This window comes from Sphaerochaeta globosa str. Buddy (assembly GCF_000190435.1).
GTDB lineage: Bacteria > Spirochaetota > Spirochaetia > Sphaerochaetales > Sphaerochaetaceae > Sphaerochaeta > Sphaerochaeta globosa.
The window spans coordinates 3,074,132-3,096,361 of the sequence record NC_015152.1 but is presented as its reverse complement, the minus strand read 5'-3'; the positions used below and the strand labels follow the sequence as shown (position 1 = coordinate 3,096,361).

Genomic DNA, 22,230 nt, shown 5'->3' with positions numbered 1-22,230 from the left:
AAAACTATTATACTCGATGCCATTATGATTGCTACCTATTTCAATGCCCTCATGATTATTGTCGGGTCCTTGCTCGGATTATTACTGAAGAACAAGCTCAAGGCTTCGTATCAGGAGGTGGTTTTCACCTCGTCAGGCCTTGTTACCTTGGTTATCGGCATTTCCATGGCGATGCAGACAGGTTCGTATCTGATCCTGCTCTTTTCTGTGGTCCTTGGCGGTTTTATCGGGTATGCCTTACGAATCGAGGACGGGGTGCTCGCACTCGGCACGTGGATGGAAAGACGTTTGTCCAGGGGTAGGGGCAATGCAGAGAGTGGACGCAATTTTGCCTTGGGCTTTCTCAACGCATCCCTCTTGTTCTGTAGTGGTGCCATGACGGTTGTAGGGTCCATCCAAGCAGGGACTGTGGGGGATTATCAGCTTATTCTGGTCAAATCAATCATGGATGGATGCATGGCGATTATTTTCAGTGCAGTGTATGGGCCCGGGGTTTTGGCAAGCGCGTTGTTTGTGTTGCTGTATCAGGGGTTCTTCACGCTTGCAGGGGGAGCCATAGCCCCGGTACTCGGCGATGCAGGGATTAACGAACTCGCTGCAGTAGGGGGCGTGTTGTTGATGATGATCGGTTTTGGTTTGCTGGACATCCGCAAGAGTAAAACAGGTAATTTCCTCCCTGCAATGATTGTTGCACCGCTGTTGGCTCTAGCCTCACCGATGTTCAAATCTTTCGTGCAAGGGATTGGTTTCTGAGATAGGCAAGCAATGGTTTGAGACAGTACACTTCTTCCGGTTCAAGATCGTCGATCCAGGTCTTGAGCTCCTTCTTGCATTCCGGGATATCCTCGGCAGCTTCGTCCTCGTCTTGAAGTTTGTAATCAAGGCCGTATTCAAGCTGCTCTATGGTAACGCCGGACTTCTCTGATATTTTGAGTAGAACACTCATGGGAGGACGTCTGTCTGTCTGTACCCAGCTGGAGAGTGTACTCCGCTTCACGCCGAGTTGGTTGGCTAAATCAACCACCGATGGAGCGCGCAGCAACAGTTTTACTCTCTCCCAGAATTTTTGCATGCTATGAATATAGCAGTGGAGAGGCTGAAATGACGATAATGTGTCATTAAAACATACTATTTTAGTAACATTAAACTAAGTCTTTTAAATAGAAAACAATAAAATATCAGTGTATGACGAAAAAATATCACCTCGCTGGCCGAGGTGATAATCCTTCGTCGATAGTGTTGTCTACTTGCGTTTTCTTGCGTCCTGCAGAGCAGTATCTTCATCTGTATCCTTGGCAACCGGACATGCCTGAATATTCCAGATATCCTTGGCATACTCAGCGATGGTACGGTCACTGGAGAATTTTCCGCTTGAGGCAACATTGAGAACGGCCCGATGATTCCATTCCGTACTGTCCTTGGCATACAGTTCCCTTGCTTTGCGGTGGGCATCGCTGTACATCCGTAGGTCTGCAAAGTGGTAATATCGGTCCCCTTCCTCAAAGAGGCTTCTGCGAAGAGGCTCAAAGATGTTGGGTTCATTCACATTGAAGTAGCCGCTGAACAACAAGTCGATTGCCTTCTTGATTTCATCATCCGCCATGACAACAGAGAAGGGGTCGTAGGTATGGCTGAGTTTGGCAATTTGCTCTTCGGTATGTCCAAAGATGAACATATTTTCCTTTCCTGCTTCCTCTGCAATTTCCACGTTTGCACCATCCATCGTACCGATGGTCAAAGCCCCGTTGCACATGAATTTCATGTTTCCGGTTCCTGAGGCTTCCGTGCCTGCAGTTGAGATTTGCTGGGAGAGGTTCGTGGCGGGGATGACGATCTCAGCCATGGAGACTCGGTAGTTGGGCATGAAGTGAATAGCCAGGCGGTCGCGGGTGACAGGATCTACATTGATCACCTTGGCAATATTGTTGATGAGTTTGATGATCAACTTTGCATTCACATACCCGGGTGCCGCCTTACCTCCGAAGAGGAATGTGGTGCTTTCCATGTTCTTGGTAGCCTCACCGTCGTTCTTCAGGTCGTTGTAGATGAGCAGAATGTTCAGCGCATTGAGCAGCTGCCTCTTGTACTCATGTATTCTTTTGACCTGCACATCAAAGAAGGAGTGAGGGTTTATGATCATCCCACTTTCCGTTTTCAGGAAAGCAGCACAACGGACCTTGTTCTCCTCCTTGATTGCCTTGAAATCCAAAAGGAAGTTCTTGTCTGCAGCAAAGGCCTTGAGATCGGAGATTTTGCTGAAATCGGTAATCCATGCATCACCGATGGCACTCTTGATCAGGTCGGCAAGTTTGGGGTTTGAGGCCAGCAGCCATCTCCTTTGGGTGATGCCGTTGGTCTTGTTGTTGAATCGATCGGGGAAAATCAGGTTGAACTGGGGGAACATCTGCTTTTTAAGCAGTTCGGAGTGCAAGGCTGCAACGCCGTTGGTGCTGTGGCTGCCGATGATCGCCAAGTTAGCCATTCTGACCTGCTTCGGATTGGACTCCTCGATAATACTGATTTTTCCGAGCATTTGCGGTTGCAGCGGGAAGTAGGAGACGGCCTGTTGCAGGAATCGATGGTTGATCTCATACATGATTTGCATATGACGCGGAAGAATTTTCGCCAGCATCGGCAGAGACCATTTCTCCAAGGCTTCAGGCATGAGCGTATGGTTGGTGTATGCCAGCGTCCTGGTTGTGATATCCCATGCACTGTCCCAATCGAGTAACTCCTCATCCAAGAGGATACGCATCAATTCAGGTACTGCGAGGGAAGGGTGGGTGTCGTTGAGCTGGATGGCTGCAAAGTCGGGAAGGAGAGACCAGCTTTTGTTTTCGCGTTTGAAGCGTCTGATGATATCAGCCAGTGAACAGGCGACAAAGAAATATTGCTGCTTCAGCCGCAATTCCTTGCCCATATACTGCGTATCGTTGGGATAGAGGACTTGGCTGAGGTTCTCAGCGGAAATTTTGGAGCGCACCGCTTCGGTGTAGTCACCATCGTTGAATTCATGAAAGTCAAACTCATCGGGGCTTTTGGCCGACCACAGCCGCAAGGTATTTACCGTCTTGCAGCCATAGCCGATGATCGGGGTGTCGTATGCAATGCCGTGTACGGTTTCACTGCCGATCCATTTGAATTGGTCCTTGCCGCGTTCACGGATGACCCGCACCTCTCCACCGAACTGTACGGGGTAGACTACATCCGGTCGCAGGACCTCCCAAGGATTTCCGTCCCGCAACCAGTTGTCCGGTTGCTCTGCCTGCCAGCCGTTCTTTATCTGCTGACGGAAAATGCCGTAGTTGTAGCGGATGCCGTATCCATAGGCAGGAATCTCAAGTGTTGCCAAGGAGTCCAGAAAGCAGGCAGCCAGTCGACCGAGTCCCCCGTTCCCCAATCCTGCATCGGGTTCCATTTCACTGAGTTCCTCATAGGTGTAGCCGAGAGAGGCGAGGGCTTCCCGTACAGGTCCCTCCAAGCCGAGATTGATGACATTATTGGTCATAGCCCGTCCCATGAGGAATTCAAGGGAGAGGTAATAGACGCGCTTTGCGCTTTGCTGCCTCTGTGTCTTTCTGCTGAGGTTCCATTGATGGATGATTCTATCGCGGACCGTGAGGGCGAGGGCGGTATAGCGGCCCTCTTGGGTGGTATGGTACATATCAGCGTCTTGGCTGTACTTGAGGTGCTCAGCGAAGTCCTGAGCTATGTCTTTCGCAGTATGGCCGTAACGTGTTTTTATCTGATCCTTCATAGGAACTCCTTGTAATTGGTACAAATAACGCTTATAAACTATATATGATAGAGGAGTTATGGGCAACAGGTCCAAGTTTTTCCCTAATATTGGTGATGTATATTGACAAAAAGAACGCACTCTGGTAAGTTTGCTTCTGCATGTTGCAGGTTGGTTTACTCGTGGATGCCCTGTAATATGACCGACGCCCTTGTAGCTCAGTCGGTAGAGCACCACCATGGTAAGGTGGGGGTCAACGGTTCAAATCCGTTCGAGGGCTCTTTTTTTATCCCCTTCCGGTTTAGTTGGATGGGTATGAGGTGAAAACTCACCGAGGAGCATGAAATGGGTGAAGCAAAGAAGAAAGGTCCCGTGGAGAAAATTGCTCTCCAGTGCACCGAATGCAAGCAGAAGAACTATACCACCGAGAAGAATCGGAGAAATACTCAAGGTAAGCTTGAGTTGAGCAAGTATTGTCCGTTTGAGCGCAAGCATACCTTGCACCGCGAGACAAAGATTAAATAAGGTAGTTTCGATCGAGAAGCAAATAGGCCAATAGCTCCAATTGGTAGAGCGCTGGTCTCCAAAACCGGATGTTGAGGGTTCGAGTCCTTCTTGGCCTGTTGGCTTCTCGATCTTATCCACAAGGAGCCTTTCATGAAGAAGTTTTTTAAGTATTTCAAGGAGTCCCACCAGGAACTAAAAAAGGTTGTCTGGCCCTCCCGTGAAGCTGTCATTTCTTCGACTAAGGTCGTACTTGTTTCCACAGTCATCGTCGCAGTATTCCTTGGGTTGGTGGATTTCCTCCTGCTCAAGGGTGTGTTGTTCGTTCTGTAAGGCGGCGACATGGCAAAGGGCTGGTACGTAGTACATACTTATTCGGGATACGAACAAAAGATTGAGCGAATCATCAACAAGATGCGCGAGACCGATACGGACTTCGCGCTCGTTTGCACTGATGTGAAGGTCCCCTTTGAGACCGTCGTTGAAGTGAAAGACGGGGTGAGACGTGATGTGAAGCGCAAAATTCTTCCTGGATACATCCTCGTTGAGCTCGACTTGCCTGATCACAGTTGGAAAACCTGGTGTTCCCAGGTTAAGCGCATTCAAGGGGTAACCGGTTTTGTTACACCCAACGATAGTGTGAAACCGCAGCCGTTGAATGCCGCCGAGGTGAAGAGCCTCTTCCAGAAGACCGGTGATCTACCTGCTGAAAAGGTATTCAAGCCTAAGCAGTCGTTCTCCATTGGGGAACAGGTTCGTATCATTGAGGGTCCGTTCGACTCCTTTACCGGAGTCATTGAAGAAGTCAATCTTGAAAAGGCCCGCATGCGGGTCAGCGTTGGAATTTTCGGACGCTCCACTCCGGTTGAGGTGGATTTCCTGCAAGTAGAAAAGATTCTGTAGTCGTCTTAAGGACTGGATGCCTACAAGAGAGTTTTCTGATTTTTTACAACCGAGTCCTTTTGTGTGTGATTACTCCCTCATCTTGTATGAGGTGGGAGCCTGATCGTATGACAGGCGTTAAGACCAGCGCGAAATCGAAAAACCACCCGATGGGTGGGATTGTCGCGTAAGGAGAGAAACATGGCAAAGAAAAAGGTAACTGCAGTCATCAAATTGCAGTGCCCTGCCCAGAAGGCTACGCCGGCACCCCCGATTGGGCCCGCGCTTGGACCTCATGGTGTCAGTGCCCCTAAGTTTGTCCAGGAGTTCAACGAAAAAACGAAGAACTACGAAGCTGGACTTATTCTTCCCGTCATCATTACTGTGTATGCCGACAAGAGCTTCACGTTCATCCTGAAGACTCCCCCTGCTGCCGTCCTTATCAAGAAAGCTCTTGGTATTGCCAGCGGAAGCGGTAGTCCCAACAAGGTGAAGGTTGGCAAGCTTTCTCAGGCACAGCTGACCGACATTGCACAGACCAAGCTTGAAGACCTCAACGCCAATGACATTGAGGCCGCCAAGAAGATCATTGCAGGAACTGCCCGCAGTATGGGCGTAGAGGTGGAGCAGTAAGATGAAACACGGAAAGAATTATCGCGAAAGCATCAAGAAAATTGACCGTTCCAAGCTCTATACCTTCGAAGAGGCTTCCGCCCTGGTAAAGGACGTTGCATTTGCAAAGTTTGATGAGACCGTTGAGATCTCTGTCAAACTTACCCTCAAGAAGAGCCAGAGTGTTCGTGACACGGTAGTACTCCCCCACCAGTTTTCCGCCCAGAAGCGTGTACTTGTATTCGCAAAGGGTGAGAAGGCAGAGGAAGCTCGCCAGGCCGGTGCCGCATTTGTCGGTGACGACGACCTGATCGAGAAGATCCGTGGCGGTTGGATGGATTTTGATGTGGCTGTAGCCACCCCTGATATGATGAAAGACGTCGGTCGTCTCGGTCCTATCCTTGGTCGCAGAGGCTTGATGCCGAACCCCAAGACACAGACGGTAACTTTTGACCTGAAGGCTGCTCTCGCTGAGCTTACCAAGGGCCGTGTAGAGTTCCGCTCCGACAAGACCAACGTTATTCACATCGCTGTAGGAAAGATTTCCATGGATGCCGACAAGGTGAGCGAAAACGCTCGTGTTGTCGTCAAGGAAATCATCCGCAAGAAGCCTTCCGATGCTAAGGCTGACTTCGTAGTCAGCATCGCCCTTTCCTCCACGATGGGTCCTGGTGTCAGGGTCAACGTGAAGGACCTGATGGCTTCGGTATAAGAGGAGATGCATACAATGGATTACAAGACTCGTATTACCCCCGCCAAGGAAGAGGCCGTAAAGGCATTGAAGGATGAGTTCAGCCAGTATACCGGATACATCTTCACCGATTACCGTGGAATGACTGTTGAACAGATTACCAATCTGCGAAGAACCCTCATGAAGAAGGACGCTGCCTACCGTGTTGTAAAGAACCGGTTTGCAAAGATTGCTTTGACCGAACTGAACAACCAGGCTGATGCTCAGCTGGTTGGTCCGACCGCCATTGCACTTGTCCGTGGTGATGAGGCGAATATTGTAGCTAAGGACCTGTTTGCCTCTAGCAAGGAGGGTTCCCCCCTCCAGGTTAAGGGTGCAATGCTCGATGGTAAGTTTTTCACTCCTGAAGAGGTTGAGGCTTTCAGCAAGCTCCCGACCAAGCTGGAATTGATTGCTTCCTTGATGGGCACCATGAAGGCCCCGGTGCAGAAGCTGGCAGCAACTTTGCTTGCCTATGTCGAGAACAATGGCGGTTCTGTTTCCGCCACCGAAGAGAACTGAACACAGTCTTAGTCTTCACAGGTAACCTGCTATGACTGTGCAGACAAAACTTCTATAAGGAGAAGATAATATGGCTACTAAAGAAGAGATTTTGGAATCGATCGCAAAAATGTCCGTAATGGAAGTCGCTGACCTCATCAAGATGATGGAAGACAAGTTTGGTGTAAAGGCTGCTGCCGCCGCTGTTGCTGCCGGCCCCGTTGCTGAAGCTGCTGCTGCAGTGGAAGAACCCACTGAATTCAACGTCATCCTCAAGGCTTGCGATCCGACCAAGAAGATTGCAGCAATCAAGGAAGTCCGTGCTATCACCGGCCTCGGCCTGAAGGAAGCAAAGGACCTGGTTGAAGCAGGTGACAAGGTTGTTAAGGAAAGCGTCAGCAAGGCCGATGCAGCTGCTCTCAAGGAGAAACTTGAAGCTGCTGGTTGTACTGTTGAAGTTAAGCCCGTTGACTAATCTTGGCATGGGGGACCGGATTGCTATCTGGTTCCCTGTTCTTGATTTTTGTAAAAGGGCCAACGCCCGGTTCATTGAGCCACCGGATAGACACCGGTGGCCTGTTGTGTCTATCGTTTCCCTCTCCATAGAGGGATGCTGTCTGTTTCTCAATTGACTTTGGAGGGTACATGATGGTTGCCAAAGGCAAATCCATAACACGCACGTACATCGGTTCTGAATTACATGAAGTCTGTGAACTGCCCAACCTTATCGGGATCCAGCTTGATTCCTATGAGAGATTTTTGCAGCTTGAACGTTGCAAGCAGGGATTAGGTCCGGATTCGTCGTACGGGCTTGAGGAAGTGTTCCAGTCGACATTCCCCATTGACAGCCCCAATGGTGAGATGCGTCTCGCTTATAAGGGGTATACGATTGACCTTGATAATATCAAGTTCTCCGAAACGGAGTGCAAGAAGAAAGGTCGATCCTTTAGTGTGCCCATCAAAGTCACGATCAGCCTTGAGTTCTCCAATGGAGAAATGAGGGAGAAAGAGATTTTCTTTGGTGATATTCCGCTGATGACCGACCGTGGTACCTTTATTATTAATGGTGCCGAGCGCGTTGTGGTCAGTCAGATTCACCGCTCCCCCGGTGTCATTTTTTCGAATGAGAAAGATGTCTACTCCTCCAGGATTATTCCCTATCGGGGTTCTTGGTTGGAGTTTGAGATTGATGATAAAAAGCATTTGATCTTCACCAAGATTGACCGAAAGAAGCGTATTCTAGGTACGCTCTTTCTGCGTGCAATCGGGTTTGACACCCGTGAGAAGATTCTTGAGCAGTTTTACAGTTCCGAAACAGTAGAGCTTGCAGATGATTCAGACTTGAAGTCAAACTTGGAAAACAGGTATCTCTTCAAGGATGTCTATGCACAGGTCGAAAAAACCGAGAAGAAGGTTTTGCGCGCCGGTGACATGCTGCATGCCCACGAAATCGACGAGTTGCTCAAGCTCAATGTTCATGAGGTGCAATTAGTCAACCTCCGTGGTGAAGGAACCCTGCACAGTGACATGATTCTCAATTGTTTCGAGATTGAGGATGCCAAGTATACTCGTGAAGGCTGCGATGAACCTACCAAGGAAGACGTACTTTCCCCGATTTTCTCAGTCTTGATGCCTGGTGAGATGATTGCCATCGAGCGTGCAGAGAAGGACCTTCCTGATATGTTCTTCTCCAACCGCCGCTATGATCTCGGTTCTGTAGGACGTTACAAGTTCAATAAGAAGTTTGGAACCGGCACTGAAGAGGAAGAGGAGAATGCTTCCACCGATTTGACCGTTCTCACCCCGCAGGATATCGTCAATACGATGGATTTCCTGATCAAGGTGTTTATCCGTGAACATAACGTCGATGATATTGACCACTTGGGCAACAGGCGTGTCCGCTCGGTCGGTGAGCTTTTGCAGAATGCGCTGAAGAGTGCTTTCGCCCGCATGGAGCGCATCGCCAAGGAGCGAATGAACCTGGAGACCGGTTCGGTCAAACCGCAGGACCTGATTTCGATCAAGCCGATTGTGGCAGCCATCAAGGAATTCTTCGGAAGCAGCCAGCTTTCGCAGTTCATGGACCAGGTCAATCCGCTTGCTGAGCTTACTCATAAGAGAAGGCTCAATGCACTCGGTCCCGGTGGTCTATCACGTGATCGTGCGGGCTTTGAGGTTCGTGACGTTCACTACACCCACTATGGTCGTATCTGTCCCATCGAGACTCCTGAAGGACCAAACATCGGTCTGATTGTCTCGTTGGCAAACTATACCCGCATCAACCAGCATGGCTTCTTGGAAACCCCCTATCGCAAGGTAGTAAACGGTGTGGTGTCCAAGCAGTATCGCTATTTGGATGCAAACGATGAAGAGAAATTCTTCATCGCCCAGGCTTCGGCAAAGCTGGATACTGATGGAAACTTCCAGGAAAAAGAAGTTCCGGTGCGCAGAAGTGGTGATTACTCCACCAAGCCGCCTGTCGAAATCAAGTACATGGACGTTGACCCGAAGCAGGTAATCAGCGTTGCAGCCTCCTTGATTCCATTCCTCGAGCACGACGACGCCAACCGCGCCCTGATGGGTTCGAACATGCAGCGTCAGGCAGTTCCCCTTGTATTCCCCGAAACCCCGCGCGTGGGTACCGGCATGGAAGCAAAGACTGCTTATGACAGCGGTGTATTGGTGAAGGCAAAGCGCAGTGGAACGATTACCTACGTCAGTTCGGACCGTGTAGTGATCCAGCCTGATTCGGCGCAGATCCAGGGTCAGTTGGATACCTATGAGATTCAGAAGTACCAGAGGACAAACCAAGATACTTGTTTCAATCAGAAGCCGATTGTTTCTTTCGGCCAACATGTTGAAGCCGGTGCTGTTCTTGCCGATGGACCTGCAACGCAGAGTGCGGAGTTGGCCCTCGGTCGTAACATTCTTGTCGGATTTGTTCCTTGGAACGGGTACAACTATGAGGACGCCGTCCTTATTAGTGAACGGGTAGTCAAGGACGATATTTTCACTTCTGTGCATATCAAGGAGTTCACCACCGATATCCGCGAGACCAAGCTCGGTCCTGAGAAGCTGACCAGGGATATTCCCAACACCAGCGAAAAAATGCTCGAGCAGCTCGACGAGGATGGTATTGTACGTATTGGAACCGCAGTCCGTCCGGGCTCGATTCTGGTAGGCAAGGTAACACCCAAGAGTGAAAGCGATACTACTCCTGAGTTCAAGTTGCTCAACTCGATATTCGGTGAGAAGGCCAAGGAAGTCCGTGACACCTCCCTGAAGGTTCCCCATGGAACCGAGGGTACCGTCATTGACATTCAGCGGTTGAAGCGAAGCAATAATGATGAGCTTCCCCCGGGTGTCGAGGAGACGGTGAAGGTCCTCATTGCCACCAAGCGCAAGCTGAGGCAGGGTGACAAGATGGCAGGACGACACGGTAACAAGGGTGTTGTAAGCCGAATTCTTGCCGAGGAAGACATGCCTTATATGGCCGATGGCACGCCTCTGGATGTCTGTTTGAACCCGTTGGGTGTTCCTAGCCGAATGAACATCGGACAGCTGATGGAGACCCAGCTCGGTTGGGCTGCTGTGAAACTGGACAAGTGGTATTCCACTCCGGTATTCCAGAGTGCTTCCATGGCTCAGATTGAAGAGAAAATGCGCGAGGCAGGTTTGCCTGAGAACTCCAAGACTGTTCTCTATAATGGTCTTACGGGTGTCCCCTTCGTGAATCCTGTATTCTGCGGATATATCTACTATTTGAAGTTGCACCACCTGGTCGATGACAAGATGCATGCCCGTTCAACCGGTCCCTATTCACTGGTAACCCAGCAGCCGCTTGGCGGTAAGGCTCAGTTCGGTGGTCAGAGACTTGGAGAGATGGAAGTATGGGCACTTGAGGCGTATGGCGCTGCCAACACGCTGCAGGAGCTTTTGACCATCAAGAGTGACGACATGAACGGACGTGTCAAGATTTATGAGAGTATCGTCAAGGGAGAACCGGCCACTACTGCAGGAATGCCCGAGGCATTCAATGTATTGGTTCAGGAGATCCGTGGCTTGGCTCTGGATATGTCTGTGTATGACTCCAAGGGTCGGCAAGTGCCACTTACTGAACGAGATGAAGAGTTGATCGCCAAGCAGTCGAAAGGCTCCCTCAACTAACCAGGAGAAGTACGGATGAAAGAAATTCAAGATTTCGATAGCATCATGATAAAGCTGGCTTCGCCGGAGCAGATCAAGGATTGGTCCTACGGTGAGGTGAAGAAGCCGGAGACGATCAACTACCGCACCCTCCGTCCGGAGCGCGATGGTCTCTTCTGTGAAAAGATTTTCGGTACCACCAAGGAGTGGGAATGTTACTGCGGCAAATTCAAGTCGATCCGATACAAGGGTGTGATTTGTGATCGTTGCGGTGTTGAGGTAACCAATACCAAGGTTCGTCGTGAACGTATGGGTCATATTACCTTGGCAGCTCCCGTTTCCCACATTTGGTATTACCGTTCCGTTCCAAGCCGCATGAGCATGCTGCTCGATATTACCCGCAACTCGCTGCAGAGTGTTCTCTATTATGAGAAGTATGTAGTGATCAATGCAGGAGACACCAACCTCAAGCCCAAGCAACTCCTCTCTGAAGAGGAGTATTGGCAGGCACGTGAGCAGTACGGTGACTCTTTTGAGGCCGGCATGGGTGCTGAGGCTGTCAGAAAGCTTTTGGTAAACCTTGACCTGGAGGAACTCTCCCGCGAACTTCGCGAACAGATGCGCCTCAAAGGTGACAAGGCTGACAAGCGCCTGCTCAAGCGTATTGAGGTATGTGAGAACTTCCGCGACAGCGGCAACCGCCCTGAGTGGATGATCCTTACCGTTATTCCTGTAATTCCCCCCGATCTCAGACCTATGGTCCAGCTCGATGGCGGCCGTTTCGCCACCAGCGATCTGAATGACCTGTACCGTCGTGTGATCAACCGTAACAACCGTCTCGATCGTCTGGTCAAGCTGAATGCTCCGGACATCATCATCCGTAATGAGAAACGAATGCTTCAGGAAGCGGTTGATGCTCTCTTTGACAACTCCAAGCGCAAGCGGGTAGTCAAGGGTGCGAGCAACAGGCCTCTGAAGAGTCTGTCTGATATGCTGAAGGGCAAGCAGGGGCGATTCCGTCAGAACTTGCTTGGAAAGCGTGTTGACTACTCCGGTCGTTCGGTTATTGTTGTCGGTCCCGAGTTGAGAATGCACCAGTGCGGCCTTCCTTCGAAGATGGCTCTTGAACTGTACAAGCCCTTCATTATGAAGAAGCTGGTACAGGATGGCGTTGTCTACAACATCAAGAAGGCAAAGAGCCTGGTTGAGGAAGAGACTGATGCCGTGTGGTCCATCCTTGATGAAGTAGTCAGGGAGCATCCGGTACTGCTCAACCGTGCACCTACGTTGCACCGTTTGGGCATACAGGCCTTCGATCCCGTTCTCGTCGATGGAAAGGCAATCAAGTTGCATCCGTTGGTATGTCATGCCTACAACGCTGACTTCGACGGTGACCAGATGGCTGTCCACGTACCGTTGACGCATGCTGCTCAGCTCGAGTGCTGGACACTGATGCTCAGTGTTACCAACCTGCTCGACCCAGCCAACGGCAAACCAATCGTATATCCTTCTCAGGACATGGTTCTTGGTATCAACTACCTGACCCGTGACATGAAAGGGGCTGCCGGCGAGGGCAAGTATTTTGACAACATCGGAGAGCTGGAAATGGCCATTGATAGTGGTTTGCTCTCCTATAATGCAAAGATTCGCTATAAGTTTGCCAATGGTACCAAAATTGATACCACTCCGGGCCGTGTGCTCTTCAATGCCGTCCTTCCCAAGAGTGTTCCGTTCCAGAACGCAACCCTCGGTGATAAGGAGCTTAAGGCATTGATTGGTGATACCCTGAAGGCCAATGACAACTCCATCGCCGTTGAGATGCTCGACTCCATCAAGGATGTCGGTTACAAGTATGCAACGCTCTTTGGTGCAACCATTGGCCTGTCGGATATGATCGTGCCTGCTGCAAAGCAGGAACTGGTCACCAAGGCGAACAACGAACAGCAGAGAATCCTTGAGCAGTATCGTCAGGGTCACATCACCCAGGAAGAACGGTACAACAGGGTCATCGAGGTCTGGACCCAGACCAATGACCAGCTTACCGATGCTTTGATGGGTGAGTTGCGTGTAAGCCAGAACGGCTTTAACCCGCTCTTCCTGATGGCTGACTCCGGTGCTCGTGGATCGAAGACGCAGATCAGGCAGCTCGGTGGTATGCGTGGTTTGATGGCAAAGCCGTCGGGCGACGTCATCGAGTTCCCCATCAAGTCGAACTTCAAGGAAGGACTGTCGATCATCGAGTTCTTCATCTCCACCAACGGTGCACGCAAGGGTCTGTCCGATACCGCACTCAAGACTGCTGAGGCAGGTTACCTTACCCGTCGTTTGGTTGATATCAGCCAGGATGTGGTGATCAACGAGGACGACTGTCACACGATCAATGGTATTTGGCGAGGAGCCCTTAAGGATGGTGATGAAACCGTCGAATCGCTTGCTGAGCGCATTGTCGGCCGCTGTCCTGTTGAGGATGTTCTGCACCCCTTCTCCCGTGAAGTCATTGCTATGGCGAACGTCGAAATCGATGAAGCTACTGCAACGAAAATCGAGGAAGCCGGTATCGAAAAAGTATTGCTGAAGACCGTGTTGACCTGTGAGGCCAAGCATGGTGTATGCCGTAAGTGTTATGGACGCAACCTTGCTACCAACCGACCGGTTGTTATTGGCGAAGCAGTGGGAATCATTGCCGCCCAGTCCATCGGTCAGCCTGGTACCCAGCTTACGATGCGTACCTTCCATGTCGGTGGTACTGCTTCGACGAGTTCTGAGGATAACAAGCTTACGTTCAACTATCCTGTGCTCATCGGTACTATTACCGGAACCAGAGTCATTCGCGAGAGCGACTCGGTCAATGTATTCACCCGAAAGGGTCACATTGAGTACTTCCGTGTCAATGCCATCATCGATGAAGGAAGTTACGATAAACTGCTGGTTGAGGATGGATCCATCGTAGCCAAGGGAACTCCGTTGTACCTGAAGAAGGGCAAGGAAGTGACCAGTGAGGAAAATGGATCGGTGAAGATTGTTGGCCCAAGGGCCTATCTTGTCGGTCATTCCACCAGTCAAGTGGTCAAGACTGGTTCCGAGCTGTTGGTTGCAAGTGGACAATTTGTGGATGCAAAGTCTCCGATTGTCTCCTTCGACCCGTTCAGTGAACCTGTGTTGGCTGAAGTAGCCGGTTTTGTCAACTTCGTTGATATCAAACTGGGCACTACCTTGATTGAGGAAGTGAACGAGGAAACCGGTAACATCGAGAAGAAGATTACCGAGCACAGCTTGGAGTCACTCCAGCCCCGTATCGAGATTACCAGTGCTGAGCATGGGAAAGGCGATGTCGAGGCAGTGTATCTGCTCCCTGGTGGTTCCTATCTGCAGATCAAGGATAATACCAAGGTCTTCAAGGGTACCATTCTGGCAAAGTTGCTCAAGGAAGGTATCAAGACTAAGGATATCACCGGTGGTCTTCCCCGTGTTGGTGAACTTTTCGAGGCACGCAGGCCCCGCAATGCTGCAATTCTTGCCCAGGTCTCAGGCTTGGTCAGTTTTGCCTCGATTGTCAAGGGAAAGCGAACCATCGTGGTTACCGACCCCTTTGGACATGAGTACAAGCACATGGTACCGATGGGAAGGAACCTCCTGGTCCGTGACGGTGACTCGGTAGAGGCTGCAGAAGCATTGTGTGACGGCGCTGTCGATCCACACGACATCCTGGACATCCTTGGGGAGAATGCACTGCAATCCTTCCTCGTGGACGAGGTTCAGGAGGTCTACCGCATGCAGGGTGTACAGATCAATGATAAACACCTTGGTGTTATTGTCAGGCAGATGCTCCGCAAGGTCGAGGTTGTCCATGTTGGTGATACCAACCTGATTCATGGGCAGCAGGTTGATAAGTATCGGTTCTTTGAGGAAAATGATCGGGTAATTACCGAAGGTGGTGAGCCTGCAGTTGCACGCCCGCTGTTGCTTGGTATCACTCGTGCTTCCTTGAGCATCGACTCGTTTATCAGCGCAGCCTCCTTCCAGGAGACTACCAAGGTCTTGACAAACGCAGCAATTGCTGGTAGTAAAGATGAGTTACGCGGTCTGAAAGAGAACGTCATCATCGGCCACCTTATTCCTGCTGGAACCGGCATGAAGAAGTACCGAGATGTAAAACTCAAGGACGAAGAATTGCTTGCACTGCAGCAGAAAGTTGATGCGGTCAAGGAATCCAGGCGTCAAGAGATGATTGATGACGATGATTTCGACGTCGAAGATTTGGCAGACATGAAATCCGTAGGTGATACCGTGGATGTGGACGATTCGGACGAGGAATGATGGATGCGCCTGTCGGCGTATTCTGAAGCCTGGGAAGATTCGTGTAAAAACCACACTATTGTGTCCATGCTGGGTACGGATTTTACATACGAGGTGCTGCCCGTAGGGGCGGCACAGATCCCTGCTTTTGTGAGAGGCGGTGGATCAAAGAAAGAAAAGGGAGTGTGTCTACAAGATGCCTACTATTAATCAGCTGATCAGAAAGGGGAGGACAAGTGTCCGCAACAAGACTAAGTCCCCAGCCCTTGAAGGTTGTCCCCAGAAGCGTGGTGTTTGCACCAGGGTCATGACCGTCACCCCGAAGAAGCCGAACTCTGCTCTGAGAAAGGTTGCACGTGTGCGCCTTTCAAACGGTATTGAAGTAACCGCGTACATCCCCGGTATCGGACATAACCTGCAGGAGCACTCTGTTGTTCTTCTGCGTGGTGGAAGGGTCAAGGACCTTCCCGGTGTTCGCTATCACATTGTTCGTGGTGCCAAGGATACCCTCGGTGTTGCAGATCGGAAGAGAAGTCGTTCCAAATATGGTGCGAAGAGACCCAAGGCTTGATAAGGGAGGAGATAGAATATGTCAAGAAGAACTACTGCTCCCGTTAGGGAAGTTTTGCCCGATCCCGTATATGGGAGTGTCATTGTTGAGAAGTTCATCTGCCGCATGATGGTGGATGGCAAGAAGTCCATCAGTACCAGGATCATCTACCAGGCTATGGCTAGCCTTGGTGAGAAGACTGGAGATAAGCCGTTGGATGTATTTCTCAAAGCTTTGGAAAACGTAAAACCTGTTGTAGAAGTTAAGAGCCGCCGTGTCGGTGGTGCCACCTATCAGGTTCCTGTTGAGATTCGCGACAATCGCCGTGAGGCGCTTGCCATGCGCTGGGTTATTACCGCTGCTCGTAACCGCAATGGTCGCAGCATGGCTGAGAAGCTTGGTGCCGAACTCCTTGATGCTTACCAGAATACTGGTTCTGCTTTCAAGAAGAAGGAAGATACCCACAGAATGGCAGAAGCCAACAAGGCCTTCAGCCACTACCGCTGGTAGTCCTGCAAACCCGACAAGAACCGGCTTTTTTCAAAAAAAAGGCCGGTTTTTTCGTATCTTTATATAATTAAAGAGTATTGCTTGACATAAAAACTGCTTTCGCATATAGTGCATAAGGTGTCCGCAGAGCTATGTCTATGCGGTGCTATGAAGAGCCAAACCAATTATTGCAGAAGCAATAGTAAGGTGGTTTCAGGCAGTACGAAGTTTTTTTTAAAACTTATACTATGTCGTCAGGATGGATTCTCCAGGCCTGAGGACCTCTGGAATCCTCTTATGTTTTGTTTCCAAGTAATTAGTTTGTCTCAACCGGAATGGTAAAGGCTTTGGGCCTTTATGAGCACATATTAATTATTTTTTGTGACAGTCAATGGAACGTCACAAGGAGGAAATGATGGCAAAAGAGAAATTTCAGAGGAACAAGCCACACGTAAACGTAGGAACCATCGGTCACGTTGACCATGGTAAGACTACCCTTACTGCTGCAATCACCATGCACTGCGCTAAACTGTTTGGCGATAAGGCTCTTGCTTACGATGCGATTGACAACGCCCCTGAAGAAAAAGAGCGTGGTATTACCATTAACACCAGACACGTTGAGTACCAGTCTACCAATAGGCACTATGCTCACGTTGACTGCCCGGGACACGCTGACTACATCAAGAACATGATCACCGGTGCTGCACAGATGGACGGCGCCATCATCGTCGTTGCAGCAACTGACGGTGCAATGGCACAGACCAAGGAACACATCCTTCTCGCTCGTCAGGTTGGTGTACCCTGCCTCGTTGTATTTATCAACAAGTGCGACCAGGTAGACGATCCTGAATTGATCGACCTCGTTGAGGAAGAGATGCGTGACCTTCTTCGTGCACAGGGATTCGATGGTGACAATGCTCCTGTAATCCGCGGTAGCGCTTACGAAGCAATGACCCAGCCCGACAACCCCGAAGCCACCAAGTGCCTCGACGAACTGCTTGATGCAATGGACAACTATGTTCCCCTTCCGGAACGTGCTGTTGATCTGCCCTTCCTGATGCCGATCGAAGACATCTTCTCCATCTCTGGTCGTGGTACTGTTGTTACCGGTCGTATTGAACGCGGTATCATCAGAGTAAACGAACCCGCCTCCATCGTTGGTATCAAGGATACTCGTGATACCGTCGTAACTGGCGTTGAGATGTTCAACAAGTTGCTTGATGAAGGTCAGGCAGGTGATAACATCGGCGCACTGCTGCGCGGTGTTGACAAGAAGGACGTTGTTCGCGGCCAGGTCTTGGCAAAGCCCAAGTCGATCATGCCCCATGCAAAGTTCCTCGGTACTGTCTACGTCCTGAGCAAGGATGAAGGCGGCCGTCACTCTCCGTTCTTCGGTGGATACCGCCCGCAGTTCTATTTCCGCACCACTGACATCACTGGTACGGTAAACCTGCCTGAAGGCAAGCAGATGGTTCTGCCTGGTGACCACACTGAGATTATCGTTGAGCTGATCCACCCGATCGCCATGGACAAGGGCCTCCGCTTCGCTATCCGCGAAGGTGGTAGAACCGTTGCTTCCGGTCAGGTTACCGAGATTACCGACTGAGTGTATTGACGATTGTCTTGCCATCATCGGCTGATGGTGGCAAGGCCCGTTTTTTGGAGGAATAATGGCTAAAGAAAGAATTCGAGTAAGGTTGAGAGGCTTTGATATTGAGCTTGTTGAACAGAGCTCCAAAGCAATCGTAGAAACTGTCGTCAGGGCTGGCGCTACCGTGTCAGGACCTGTTCCTCTCCCGACTCGTATTAACAAGTACACTGTCCTGAGATCGCCCTTTGTCAATAAAAAGTCTCGTGAACAGTTCGAGATGAGAACCCACAAAAGGTTGATTGACATTTTGGATCCTACATCAAAAGTCATGGATGCCCTCATGAAGCTTGAGCTCCCTGCCGGTGTGGATGTAGAGATTAAACAGTAAGAGAGTTGAGGTAAGAGATGTTAGGGCTTATCGGCAAAAAAGTTGGAATGACACAGGTGTTTGATGCGCAAGGCAGGCTCACACCCGTGACTGTAATAAAAATTGAGGGCAATGTTGTTGTCGGGGAACGCACTGACGAGAAGCACGGATATAGTGCTGCCGTTTTGGGTTCTGTTGACAAGAAAAAAAGCACTATCACCAAGCCATATGCTGGCCAGTTCACCGATGTGTGTGAGCCGAAGAAGCATGTCATTGAGTTCCGTGATTTTGATAAGGAACTCACTGTTGGCGAGGTATTGGGCGTGGATATATTTAAGGACGCCACTTTTGTGGATGTCACTGGGACTACGAAAGGTAAGGGTTATGCCGGCGGTATCAAGCGTCATGGCTTCTCTGGCGGTCGCGCTACCCACGGTTCCAAGTTCCACCGAGATATCGGTGGTACCGCAATGTCATCCACCCCTGCTCGCACGTTCAAGGGTCACCGAATGGCTGGCCATATGGGTAATGAGAGGATGACAGTTCAAAACTTGAAAGTCGTCCGTGTCGATGAAGAGATGCAGGTCCTTATGGTTAAGGGTGCTATCCCTGGCCCCGCCCAGAGTGTCGTCATCGTCAAGAAAGCGATCAAGAAGTAGGGGCGAGATATATGGAAACGAAAGTCTTTTCAATCGACGGCAGTGAAGTCAGAAGCATTGAGTTGAATGATCAAGTGTTCAACAGAGAGGTTAGTGACGGATCCATTTATTATGCCGTAAACAACGAGCTTGCAAACCGCCGTGTCGGCACTGCATGCACGAAGACCCGCGCTGAGGTCCATTACAGCAACGTAAAACCATACAAGCAGAAGGGAACTGGTAACGCACGTGCCGGTGACAAGAAGTCTCCCGTCTGGGTTGGTGGTGGTACGATTTTCGGACCCAGACCGCGTGATTATAGCTACACCCTTCCCAAGAAGATGAAGAGGCTTGCTATGAAGAGCCTGCTTTCTTTGGGAGTCAAGGAGGAGCGCCTCGTAGTAGTTGAGGATTTCTCCATTGATAGTGGCAAAACCAAGGATTTGGACCTGATCATCAAGAATTTTGTGAAGGATGAGACGAGAACTATTCTTATCCTGAAGGATGATGATGTGATGGTACGCCGCGCTGCGAAGAACATTCCGTACCTGCGTGTTCTCTCATACAACAGACTTTCTGCAAAGGAACTGCTGTATGGAAGAAAGCTCTTGGTTCTGGAAGGTGCCGCTAAAAATCTTAACGATTTCTACGGCGACAAATAAGGGGACCGGAAATGAGAGCAGACCAAATTATTATTGAGCCCGTTCTGAGCGAAAAAACAAACATTGCTCGTGAGGGTGAGACAAAAAAGTACACGTTCAAGGTCCGGATGGACAGCAACAAATTCCAAATCAAGGCTGCTGTAAAAGAGCTGTTTGGTGTTGAGGTTGCAGATTGCAATGTGATGATCGTAAAGGGCAAGCCGAAGTATTCCCGCGGCAAGGGTGGTAGCATCCTTGGCAACACCGGTGATTGGAAGAAGGCTGTCGTAACCTTGGCCAAGGGTGCATCCATCCAGGCCATCGAAGGCGTATAAGGAGAAGTTGGAAAATGGCTCTAAAAACTTACAAGCCCAATACTCCCGGCCTTCGCCAGAAGACCACTTTGGTCTTCAGCGAGCTGACTGTCAGCAAGCCTGAGAAGTCCTTGACCATCGGCCTCACCAAGAAGGCAGGTAGGGATACTTTCGGGCGGATCAGTGTTCGCCGTAGAGGCGGTGGCCATAAGCGTGCATATCGTATTATCGACTTCAAGCGCGACAAGTACGGGATTCCCGGAACTGTCAAAACTATCGAATACGATCCGAACCGCAGCGTTAACATTGCCTTGGTATTCTATGCCGACGGCGAGAAGCGCTACATGATTGCTCCGAAGGGACTGACTGTAGGAACCACTGTGGTTTCCGGACCCGATGTATCGATTCAGAGTGGCAATGCTCTTCCCTTGAAGAAAGTTCCCCTTGGATTGATGGTTCACAACGTTGAGCTCACTCTTGGCCGCGGTGGACAGCTTGTTCGCTCTGCTGGTCTTGGTGCAACCGTTGTTGCTAAGGAAGGTGACTATGTTACCCTCCGCCTCCCCTCCGGTGAAATGCGCATGGTGTTTGGTGAATGCTACGCTACCCTCGGGCAGCTCGGCAATGAAGATCATATGAATGTCAGCCTCGGTAAGGCAGGTGCAAGCCGCCACCTGGGAAGAAGGCCAAAGGTTCGCGGTGTTGCAATGAACCCGATCGATCACCCACATGGTGGTGGTGAGGGTAAGACTGCAGCTGGACGCAACCCTGTTACCCCATGGGGTAAGCCGACCAAGGGTGGAAAGACTCGTTCCAAGAAGAAGCCTTCCGGTGCCTTTATTGTGAAGAAGCGGAAGTAGGAGTAGAAAGTGGCTAGATCAATCAAAAAAGGTCCTTTTATCGAGAAGAAATTGTATAAGAGGATTCAGGAGTCTCTCAAGACTAATCAGAAGCAGATGATCAAGACTTATTCCCGCTGTTCAACGATCATCCCTGAAATGGTGGGATTCACGATTTCTGTTTATAACGGAAAAACCTGGATTCCTGTATTTGTGACGGAAAACTTGGTAGGACACAAGCTCGGTGAGTTTTCACCTACCAGAATCTTCCGCGGGCACGCATCCGACAAGAAGGTTGGTTAAGCGCAATGGGTACTAATATGGAAGAAAAGAAAGGTTACTCAGCAACTGCAAAGTATCTGATGGTATCTCCTTCCAAGGTTCGCCCCGTCGCCAATCTTGTGAGGAATAAGTCCTATGTGGAGGCTGTTGCAATACTTGAGGCTATGCCCCAGAAGGGATCAAATTTGATCCTTAAGGTTTTGCAATCCGCTTGTGCAAATGCTCTTGATCAGAACAAGAAGATCGATGAAGAGAATCTTGTGATCATGGAGTTGCAGGTTAACGAGGGTCCGAGGCTCAAGAGAGTCTGGCCGAGATCCCATGGAAGACGGGATATTCTGCTTAAGAGGATGTCACACATTACCGTCGTCGTTGACGAAAAAGCAAGCGTGAGGAAATAAATGGGCCAAAAAGTTAATCCTATTGGACTCCGTCTTGGAGTCAACAAGACCTGGAAGTCCAAATGGTATGTGGACCCCAGGGAGTATGCAGAAACTCTGCATGAAGATTTGAAGCTGAGAAAAGCTTTGATTGAATGCCCGGAAGTTCAGGGTGCTGAAATTTCGGATGTGGAAATCATTCGCAAGCCTCAGCGCATAACGATCGTAATCACCACCAGTCGCCCCGGCATCATTATCGGAAGCAAGGGCGCCAATGTTGAGAAGCTTGGTGCACGTCTGCAGAAGCTTTCCAACAAGAAAGTGCAGATTAAGATCAAGGAGATCAAAAAGCCCGAGGCAGATGCCCAGTTGATCGCCATGAACGTTGCCAAGCAGCTTGTTTCCCGCGGTTCTTTCCGCAGAGCAATGAAGACTGCTGTTTCCAAGGCAATTCAGAGTGGTGCTCAGGGTGTAAAGATCAGGCTCAGCGGTCGTATCGGTGGTGCGGAAATTGCACGCTCTGAGTGGATGAAGGAAGGACGTGTTCCTCTTCATACGCTACGCAGCGACATCGACTATGGTTTTACTACTGCTAATACTACCTTTGGTGTCATTGGTGTCAAGGTTTGGGTATTCAATGGTGAAATCTACGATCGCGCAATCAAAGACGACGCCGGCGGGTTGGTAAGAAAACCCGGCAAGAGCGAAAGCCTTGAGGCAAGGAGTTAGTAG

23 protein-coding genes and 2 tRNA genes are annotated in these 22,230 nt (G+C 50.1%); 23 read left to right on the top strand and 2 right to left on the bottom strand.

The window, feature by feature from the left end:
- The first annotated feature begins 24 nt into the window (after window positions 1-24).
- Window positions 25-753 (top strand): DUF554 domain-containing protein, encoded by a 729-nt coding sequence (locus SPIBUDDY_RS14480; RefSeq protein ID WP_013608519.1) that lies wholly within the window; start codon window positions 25-27, stop codon window positions 751-753.
- Here the strand turns inward: SPIBUDDY_RS14480 and SPIBUDDY_RS14475 are convergent.
- Together SPIBUDDY_RS14475 and SPIBUDDY_RS14470 are read right to left on the bottom strand one after the other, a co-directional pair.
- Entirely contained in the window at window positions 722-1,072 is a 351-nt protein-coding gene (locus tag SPIBUDDY_RS14475; RefSeq protein ID WP_013608518.1) for a helix-turn-helix domain-containing protein, read from the bottom strand. The two genes, SPIBUDDY_RS14480 and SPIBUDDY_RS14475, sit on opposite strands and share 32 nt — an antisense overlap.
- A 171-nt stretch (window positions 1,073-1,243) precedes the next feature.
- Complete coding sequence (locus SPIBUDDY_RS14470) at window positions 1,244-3,757, bottom strand: glycogen/starch/alpha-glucan phosphorylase (protein ID WP_013608517.1); 2,514 nt, start codon at window positions 3,755-3,757, stop codon at window positions 1,244-1,246.
- Window positions 3,758-3,943: 186 nt separating this feature from the next.
- Between SPIBUDDY_RS14470 and SPIBUDDY_RS14465 the strand changes: the two genes are divergently transcribed.
- The 22 genes from SPIBUDDY_RS14465 (at window position 3,944) to rpsC (ending at window position 22,227) form a co-directional block, all read left to right on the top strand.
- Window positions 3,944-4,016 (top strand) — tRNA-Thr (locus tag SPIBUDDY_RS14465).
- A 65-nt stretch (window positions 4,017-4,081) separates the two neighbouring features.
- Window positions 4,082-4,261 (top strand): 50S ribosomal protein L33, encoded by a 180-nt coding sequence (gene rpmG, locus SPIBUDDY_RS14460; RefSeq protein WP_013608516.1) that lies wholly within the window; start codon window positions 4,082-4,084, stop codon window positions 4,259-4,261.
- 24 nt (window positions 4,262-4,285) lie between these two features.
- Window positions 4,286-4,359, top strand: a tRNA-Trp gene (locus SPIBUDDY_RS14455).
- 34 nt (window positions 4,360-4,393) lie between these two features.
- Entirely contained in the window at window positions 4,394-4,573 is a 180-nt protein-coding gene (gene secE, locus SPIBUDDY_RS14450; protein ID WP_013608515.1) for a preprotein translocase subunit SecE, read from the top strand.
- Window positions 4,574-4,582: 9 nt separating this feature from the next.
- A complete protein-coding gene (gene nusG / locus SPIBUDDY_RS14445; RefSeq protein ID WP_013608514.1) occupies window positions 4,583-5,143 on the top strand; it encodes a transcription termination/antitermination protein NusG in 561 nt (186 codons plus the stop codon).
- Between the two features lie 180 nt (window positions 5,144-5,323).
- Window positions 5,324-5,755, top strand: coding sequence for a 50S ribosomal protein L11 (gene rplK, locus SPIBUDDY_RS14440; protein ID WP_013608513.1), 432 nt, complete (start codon window positions 5,324-5,326; stop codon window positions 5,753-5,755).
- Window position 5,756: 1 nt separating this feature from the next.
- A complete protein-coding gene (gene rplA / locus SPIBUDDY_RS14435; RefSeq protein WP_013608512.1) occupies window positions 5,757-6,446 on the top strand; it encodes a 50S ribosomal protein L1 in 690 nt (229 codons plus the stop codon).
- Window positions 6,447-6,461: 15 nt separating this feature from the next.
- Complete coding sequence (gene rplJ / locus SPIBUDDY_RS14430; protein WP_013608511.1) at window positions 6,462-6,986, top strand: 50S ribosomal protein L10; 525 nt, start codon at window positions 6,462-6,464, stop codon at window positions 6,984-6,986.
- A gap of 70 nt (window positions 6,987-7,056) precedes the next feature.
- On the top strand, window positions 7,057-7,440 hold the full coding sequence (rplL, locus tag SPIBUDDY_RS14425) for a 50S ribosomal protein L7/L12 (RefSeq protein ID WP_013608510.1): 384 nt from the start codon (window positions 7,057-7,059) through the stop codon (window positions 7,438-7,440).
- 173 nt (window positions 7,441-7,613) lie between these two features.
- Window positions 7,614-11,132: a DNA-directed RNA polymerase subunit beta gene (gene rpoB, locus SPIBUDDY_RS14420; RefSeq protein WP_013608509.1), complete on the top strand. Its 3,519-nt coding sequence runs from the start codon at window positions 7,614-7,616 to the stop codon at window positions 11,130-11,132.
- A 15-nt stretch (window positions 11,133-11,147) separates the two neighbouring features.
- Window positions 11,148-15,428 (top strand): DNA-directed RNA polymerase subunit beta', encoded by a 4,281-nt coding sequence (gene rpoC, locus SPIBUDDY_RS14415; RefSeq protein WP_013608508.1) that lies wholly within the window; start codon window positions 11,148-11,150, stop codon window positions 15,426-15,428.
- Between the two features lie 175 nt (window positions 15,429-15,603).
- Complete coding sequence (gene rpsL / locus SPIBUDDY_RS14405; protein WP_013608506.1) at window positions 15,604-15,978, top strand: 30S ribosomal protein S12; 375 nt, start codon at window positions 15,604-15,606, stop codon at window positions 15,976-15,978.
- Between the two features lie 18 nt (window positions 15,979-15,996).
- Entirely contained in the window at window positions 15,997-16,467 is a 471-nt protein-coding gene (rpsG, locus tag SPIBUDDY_RS14400; RefSeq protein ID WP_013608505.1) for a 30S ribosomal protein S7, read from the top strand.
- 394 nt (window positions 16,468-16,861) lie between these two features.
- A complete protein-coding gene (gene tuf, locus SPIBUDDY_RS14395) occupies window positions 16,862-18,052 on the top strand; it encodes an elongation factor Tu (RefSeq protein WP_013608504.1) in 1,191 nt (396 codons plus the stop codon).
- 64 nt (window positions 18,053-18,116) lie between these two features.
- Window positions 18,117-18,425 (top strand): 30S ribosomal protein S10, encoded by a 309-nt coding sequence (gene rpsJ / locus SPIBUDDY_RS14390; RefSeq protein WP_013608503.1) that lies wholly within the window; start codon window positions 18,117-18,119, stop codon window positions 18,423-18,425.
- A 17-nt stretch (window positions 18,426-18,442) separates the two neighbouring features.
- The gene (rplC, locus tag SPIBUDDY_RS14385; protein WP_013608502.1) at window positions 18,443-19,063 is read left to right on the top strand and encodes a 50S ribosomal protein L3; all 621 of its coding nucleotides are present in this window, start codon (window positions 18,443-18,445) and stop codon (window positions 19,061-19,063) included.
- An 11-nt stretch (window positions 19,064-19,074) separates the two neighbouring features.
- Window positions 19,075-19,704 (top strand): 50S ribosomal protein L4, encoded by a 630-nt coding sequence (gene rplD / locus SPIBUDDY_RS14380; RefSeq protein WP_013608501.1) that lies wholly within the window; start codon window positions 19,075-19,077, stop codon window positions 19,702-19,704.
- 11 nt (window positions 19,705-19,715) lie between these two features.
- Window positions 19,716-20,018 carry a 50S ribosomal protein L23 gene (rplW, locus tag SPIBUDDY_RS14375; RefSeq protein WP_013608500.1) on the top strand — a complete coding sequence of 101 codons (303 nt, stop codon included), beginning with the start codon at window positions 19,716-19,718 and terminating at the stop codon, window positions 20,016-20,018.
- 14 nt (window positions 20,019-20,032) lie between these two features.
- Entirely contained in the window at window positions 20,033-20,857 is an 825-nt protein-coding gene (gene rplB, locus SPIBUDDY_RS14370; RefSeq protein WP_013608499.1) for a 50S ribosomal protein L2, read from the top strand.
- 9 nt (window positions 20,858-20,866) lie between these two features.
- A complete protein-coding gene (rpsS, locus tag SPIBUDDY_RS14365) occupies window positions 20,867-21,139 on the top strand; it encodes a 30S ribosomal protein S19 (RefSeq protein ID WP_013608498.1) in 273 nt (90 codons plus the stop codon).
- A gap of 17 nt (window positions 21,140-21,156) precedes the next feature.
- Window positions 21,157-21,519, top strand: a complete 363-nt coding sequence (gene rplV, locus SPIBUDDY_RS14360; protein WP_041380836.1) for a 50S ribosomal protein L22 — start codon at window positions 21,157-21,159, stop codon at window positions 21,517-21,519.
- Window positions 21,520-22,227, top strand: coding sequence for a 30S ribosomal protein S3 (rpsC, locus tag SPIBUDDY_RS14355; protein WP_013608496.1), 708 nt, complete (start codon window positions 21,520-21,522; stop codon window positions 22,225-22,227). It begins immediately after the preceding gene.
- The last annotated feature ends 3 nt before the right edge of the window (window positions 22,228-22,230 follow it).

Excerpts from the sequence above, each read along its gene's own strand:
- rpmG (WP_013608516.1), top strand. The coding sequence starts at position 4,082 with ATGGGTGAAGCAAAGAAGAAAGGTCCCGTGGAGAAAATTGCTCTCCAG.
- rplA (WP_013608512.1), top strand. The coding sequence starts at position 5,757 with ATGAAACACGGAAAGAATTATCGCGAAAGCATCAAGAAAATTGACCGT.
- rplL (WP_013608510.1), top strand. The coding sequence starts at position 7,057 with ATGGCTACTAAAGAAGAGATTTTGGAATCGATCGCAAAAATGTCCGTA.
- rplK (WP_013608513.1), top strand. The coding sequence starts at position 5,324 with ATGGCAAAGAAAAAGGTAACTGCAGTCATCAAATTGCAGTGCCCTGCC.
- rpoC (WP_013608508.1), top strand. The coding sequence starts at position 11,148 with ATGAAAGAAATTCAAGATTTCGATAGCATCATGATAAAGCTGGCTTCG.
- rplD (WP_013608501.1), top strand. The coding sequence starts at position 19,075 with ATGGAAACGAAAGTCTTTTCAATCGACGGCAGTGAAGTCAGAAGCATT.
- nusG (WP_013608514.1), top strand. The coding sequence starts at position 4,583 with ATGGCAAAGGGCTGGTACGTAGTACATACTTATTCGGGATACGAACAA.
- secE (WP_013608515.1), top strand. The coding sequence starts at position 4,394 with ATGAAGAAGTTTTTTAAGTATTTCAAGGAGTCCCACCAGGAACTAAAA.
- SPIBUDDY_RS14470 (WP_013608517.1), bottom strand. The coding sequence starts at position 3,757 with ATGAAGGATCAGATAAAAACACGTTACGGCCATACTGCGAAAGACATA.
- SPIBUDDY_RS14480 (WP_013608519.1), top strand. The coding sequence starts at position 25 with ATGATTGCTACCTATTTCAATGCCCTCATGATTATTGTCGGGTCCTTG.
- rplC (WP_013608502.1), top strand. The coding sequence starts at position 18,443 with ATGTTAGGGCTTATCGGCAAAAAAGTTGGAATGACACAGGTGTTTGAT.
- rplJ (WP_013608511.1), top strand. The coding sequence starts at position 6,462 with ATGGATTACAAGACTCGTATTACCCCCGCCAAGGAAGAGGCCGTAAAG.
- rplB (WP_013608499.1), top strand. The coding sequence starts at position 20,033 with ATGGCTCTAAAAACTTACAAGCCCAATACTCCCGGCCTTCGCCAGAAG.
- tuf (WP_013608504.1), top strand. The coding sequence starts at position 16,862 with ATGGCAAAAGAGAAATTTCAGAGGAACAAGCCACACGTAAACGTAGGA.
- rplW (WP_013608500.1), top strand. The coding sequence starts at position 19,716 with ATGAGAGCAGACCAAATTATTATTGAGCCCGTTCTGAGCGAAAAAACA.
- rpsL (WP_013608506.1), top strand. The coding sequence starts at position 15,604 with ATGCCTACTATTAATCAGCTGATCAGAAAGGGGAGGACAAGTGTCCGC.
- SPIBUDDY_RS14475 (WP_013608518.1), bottom strand. The coding sequence starts at position 1,072 with ATGCAAAAATTCTGGGAGAGAGTAAAACTGTTGCTGCGCGCTCCATCG.
- rpsC (WP_013608496.1), top strand. The coding sequence starts at position 21,520 with ATGGGCCAAAAAGTTAATCCTATTGGACTCCGTCTTGGAGTCAACAAG.
- rpsJ (WP_013608503.1), top strand. The coding sequence starts at position 18,117 with ATGGCTAAAGAAAGAATTCGAGTAAGGTTGAGAGGCTTTGATATTGAG.
- rplV (WP_041380836.1), top strand. The coding sequence starts at position 21,157 with ATGGAAGAAAAGAAAGGTTACTCAGCAACTGCAAAGTATCTGATGGTA.
- rpoB (WP_013608509.1), top strand. The coding sequence starts at position 7,614 with ATGGTTGCCAAAGGCAAATCCATAACACGCACGTACATCGGTTCTGAA.
- rpsG (WP_013608505.1), top strand. The coding sequence starts at position 15,997 with ATGTCAAGAAGAACTACTGCTCCCGTTAGGGAAGTTTTGCCCGATCCC.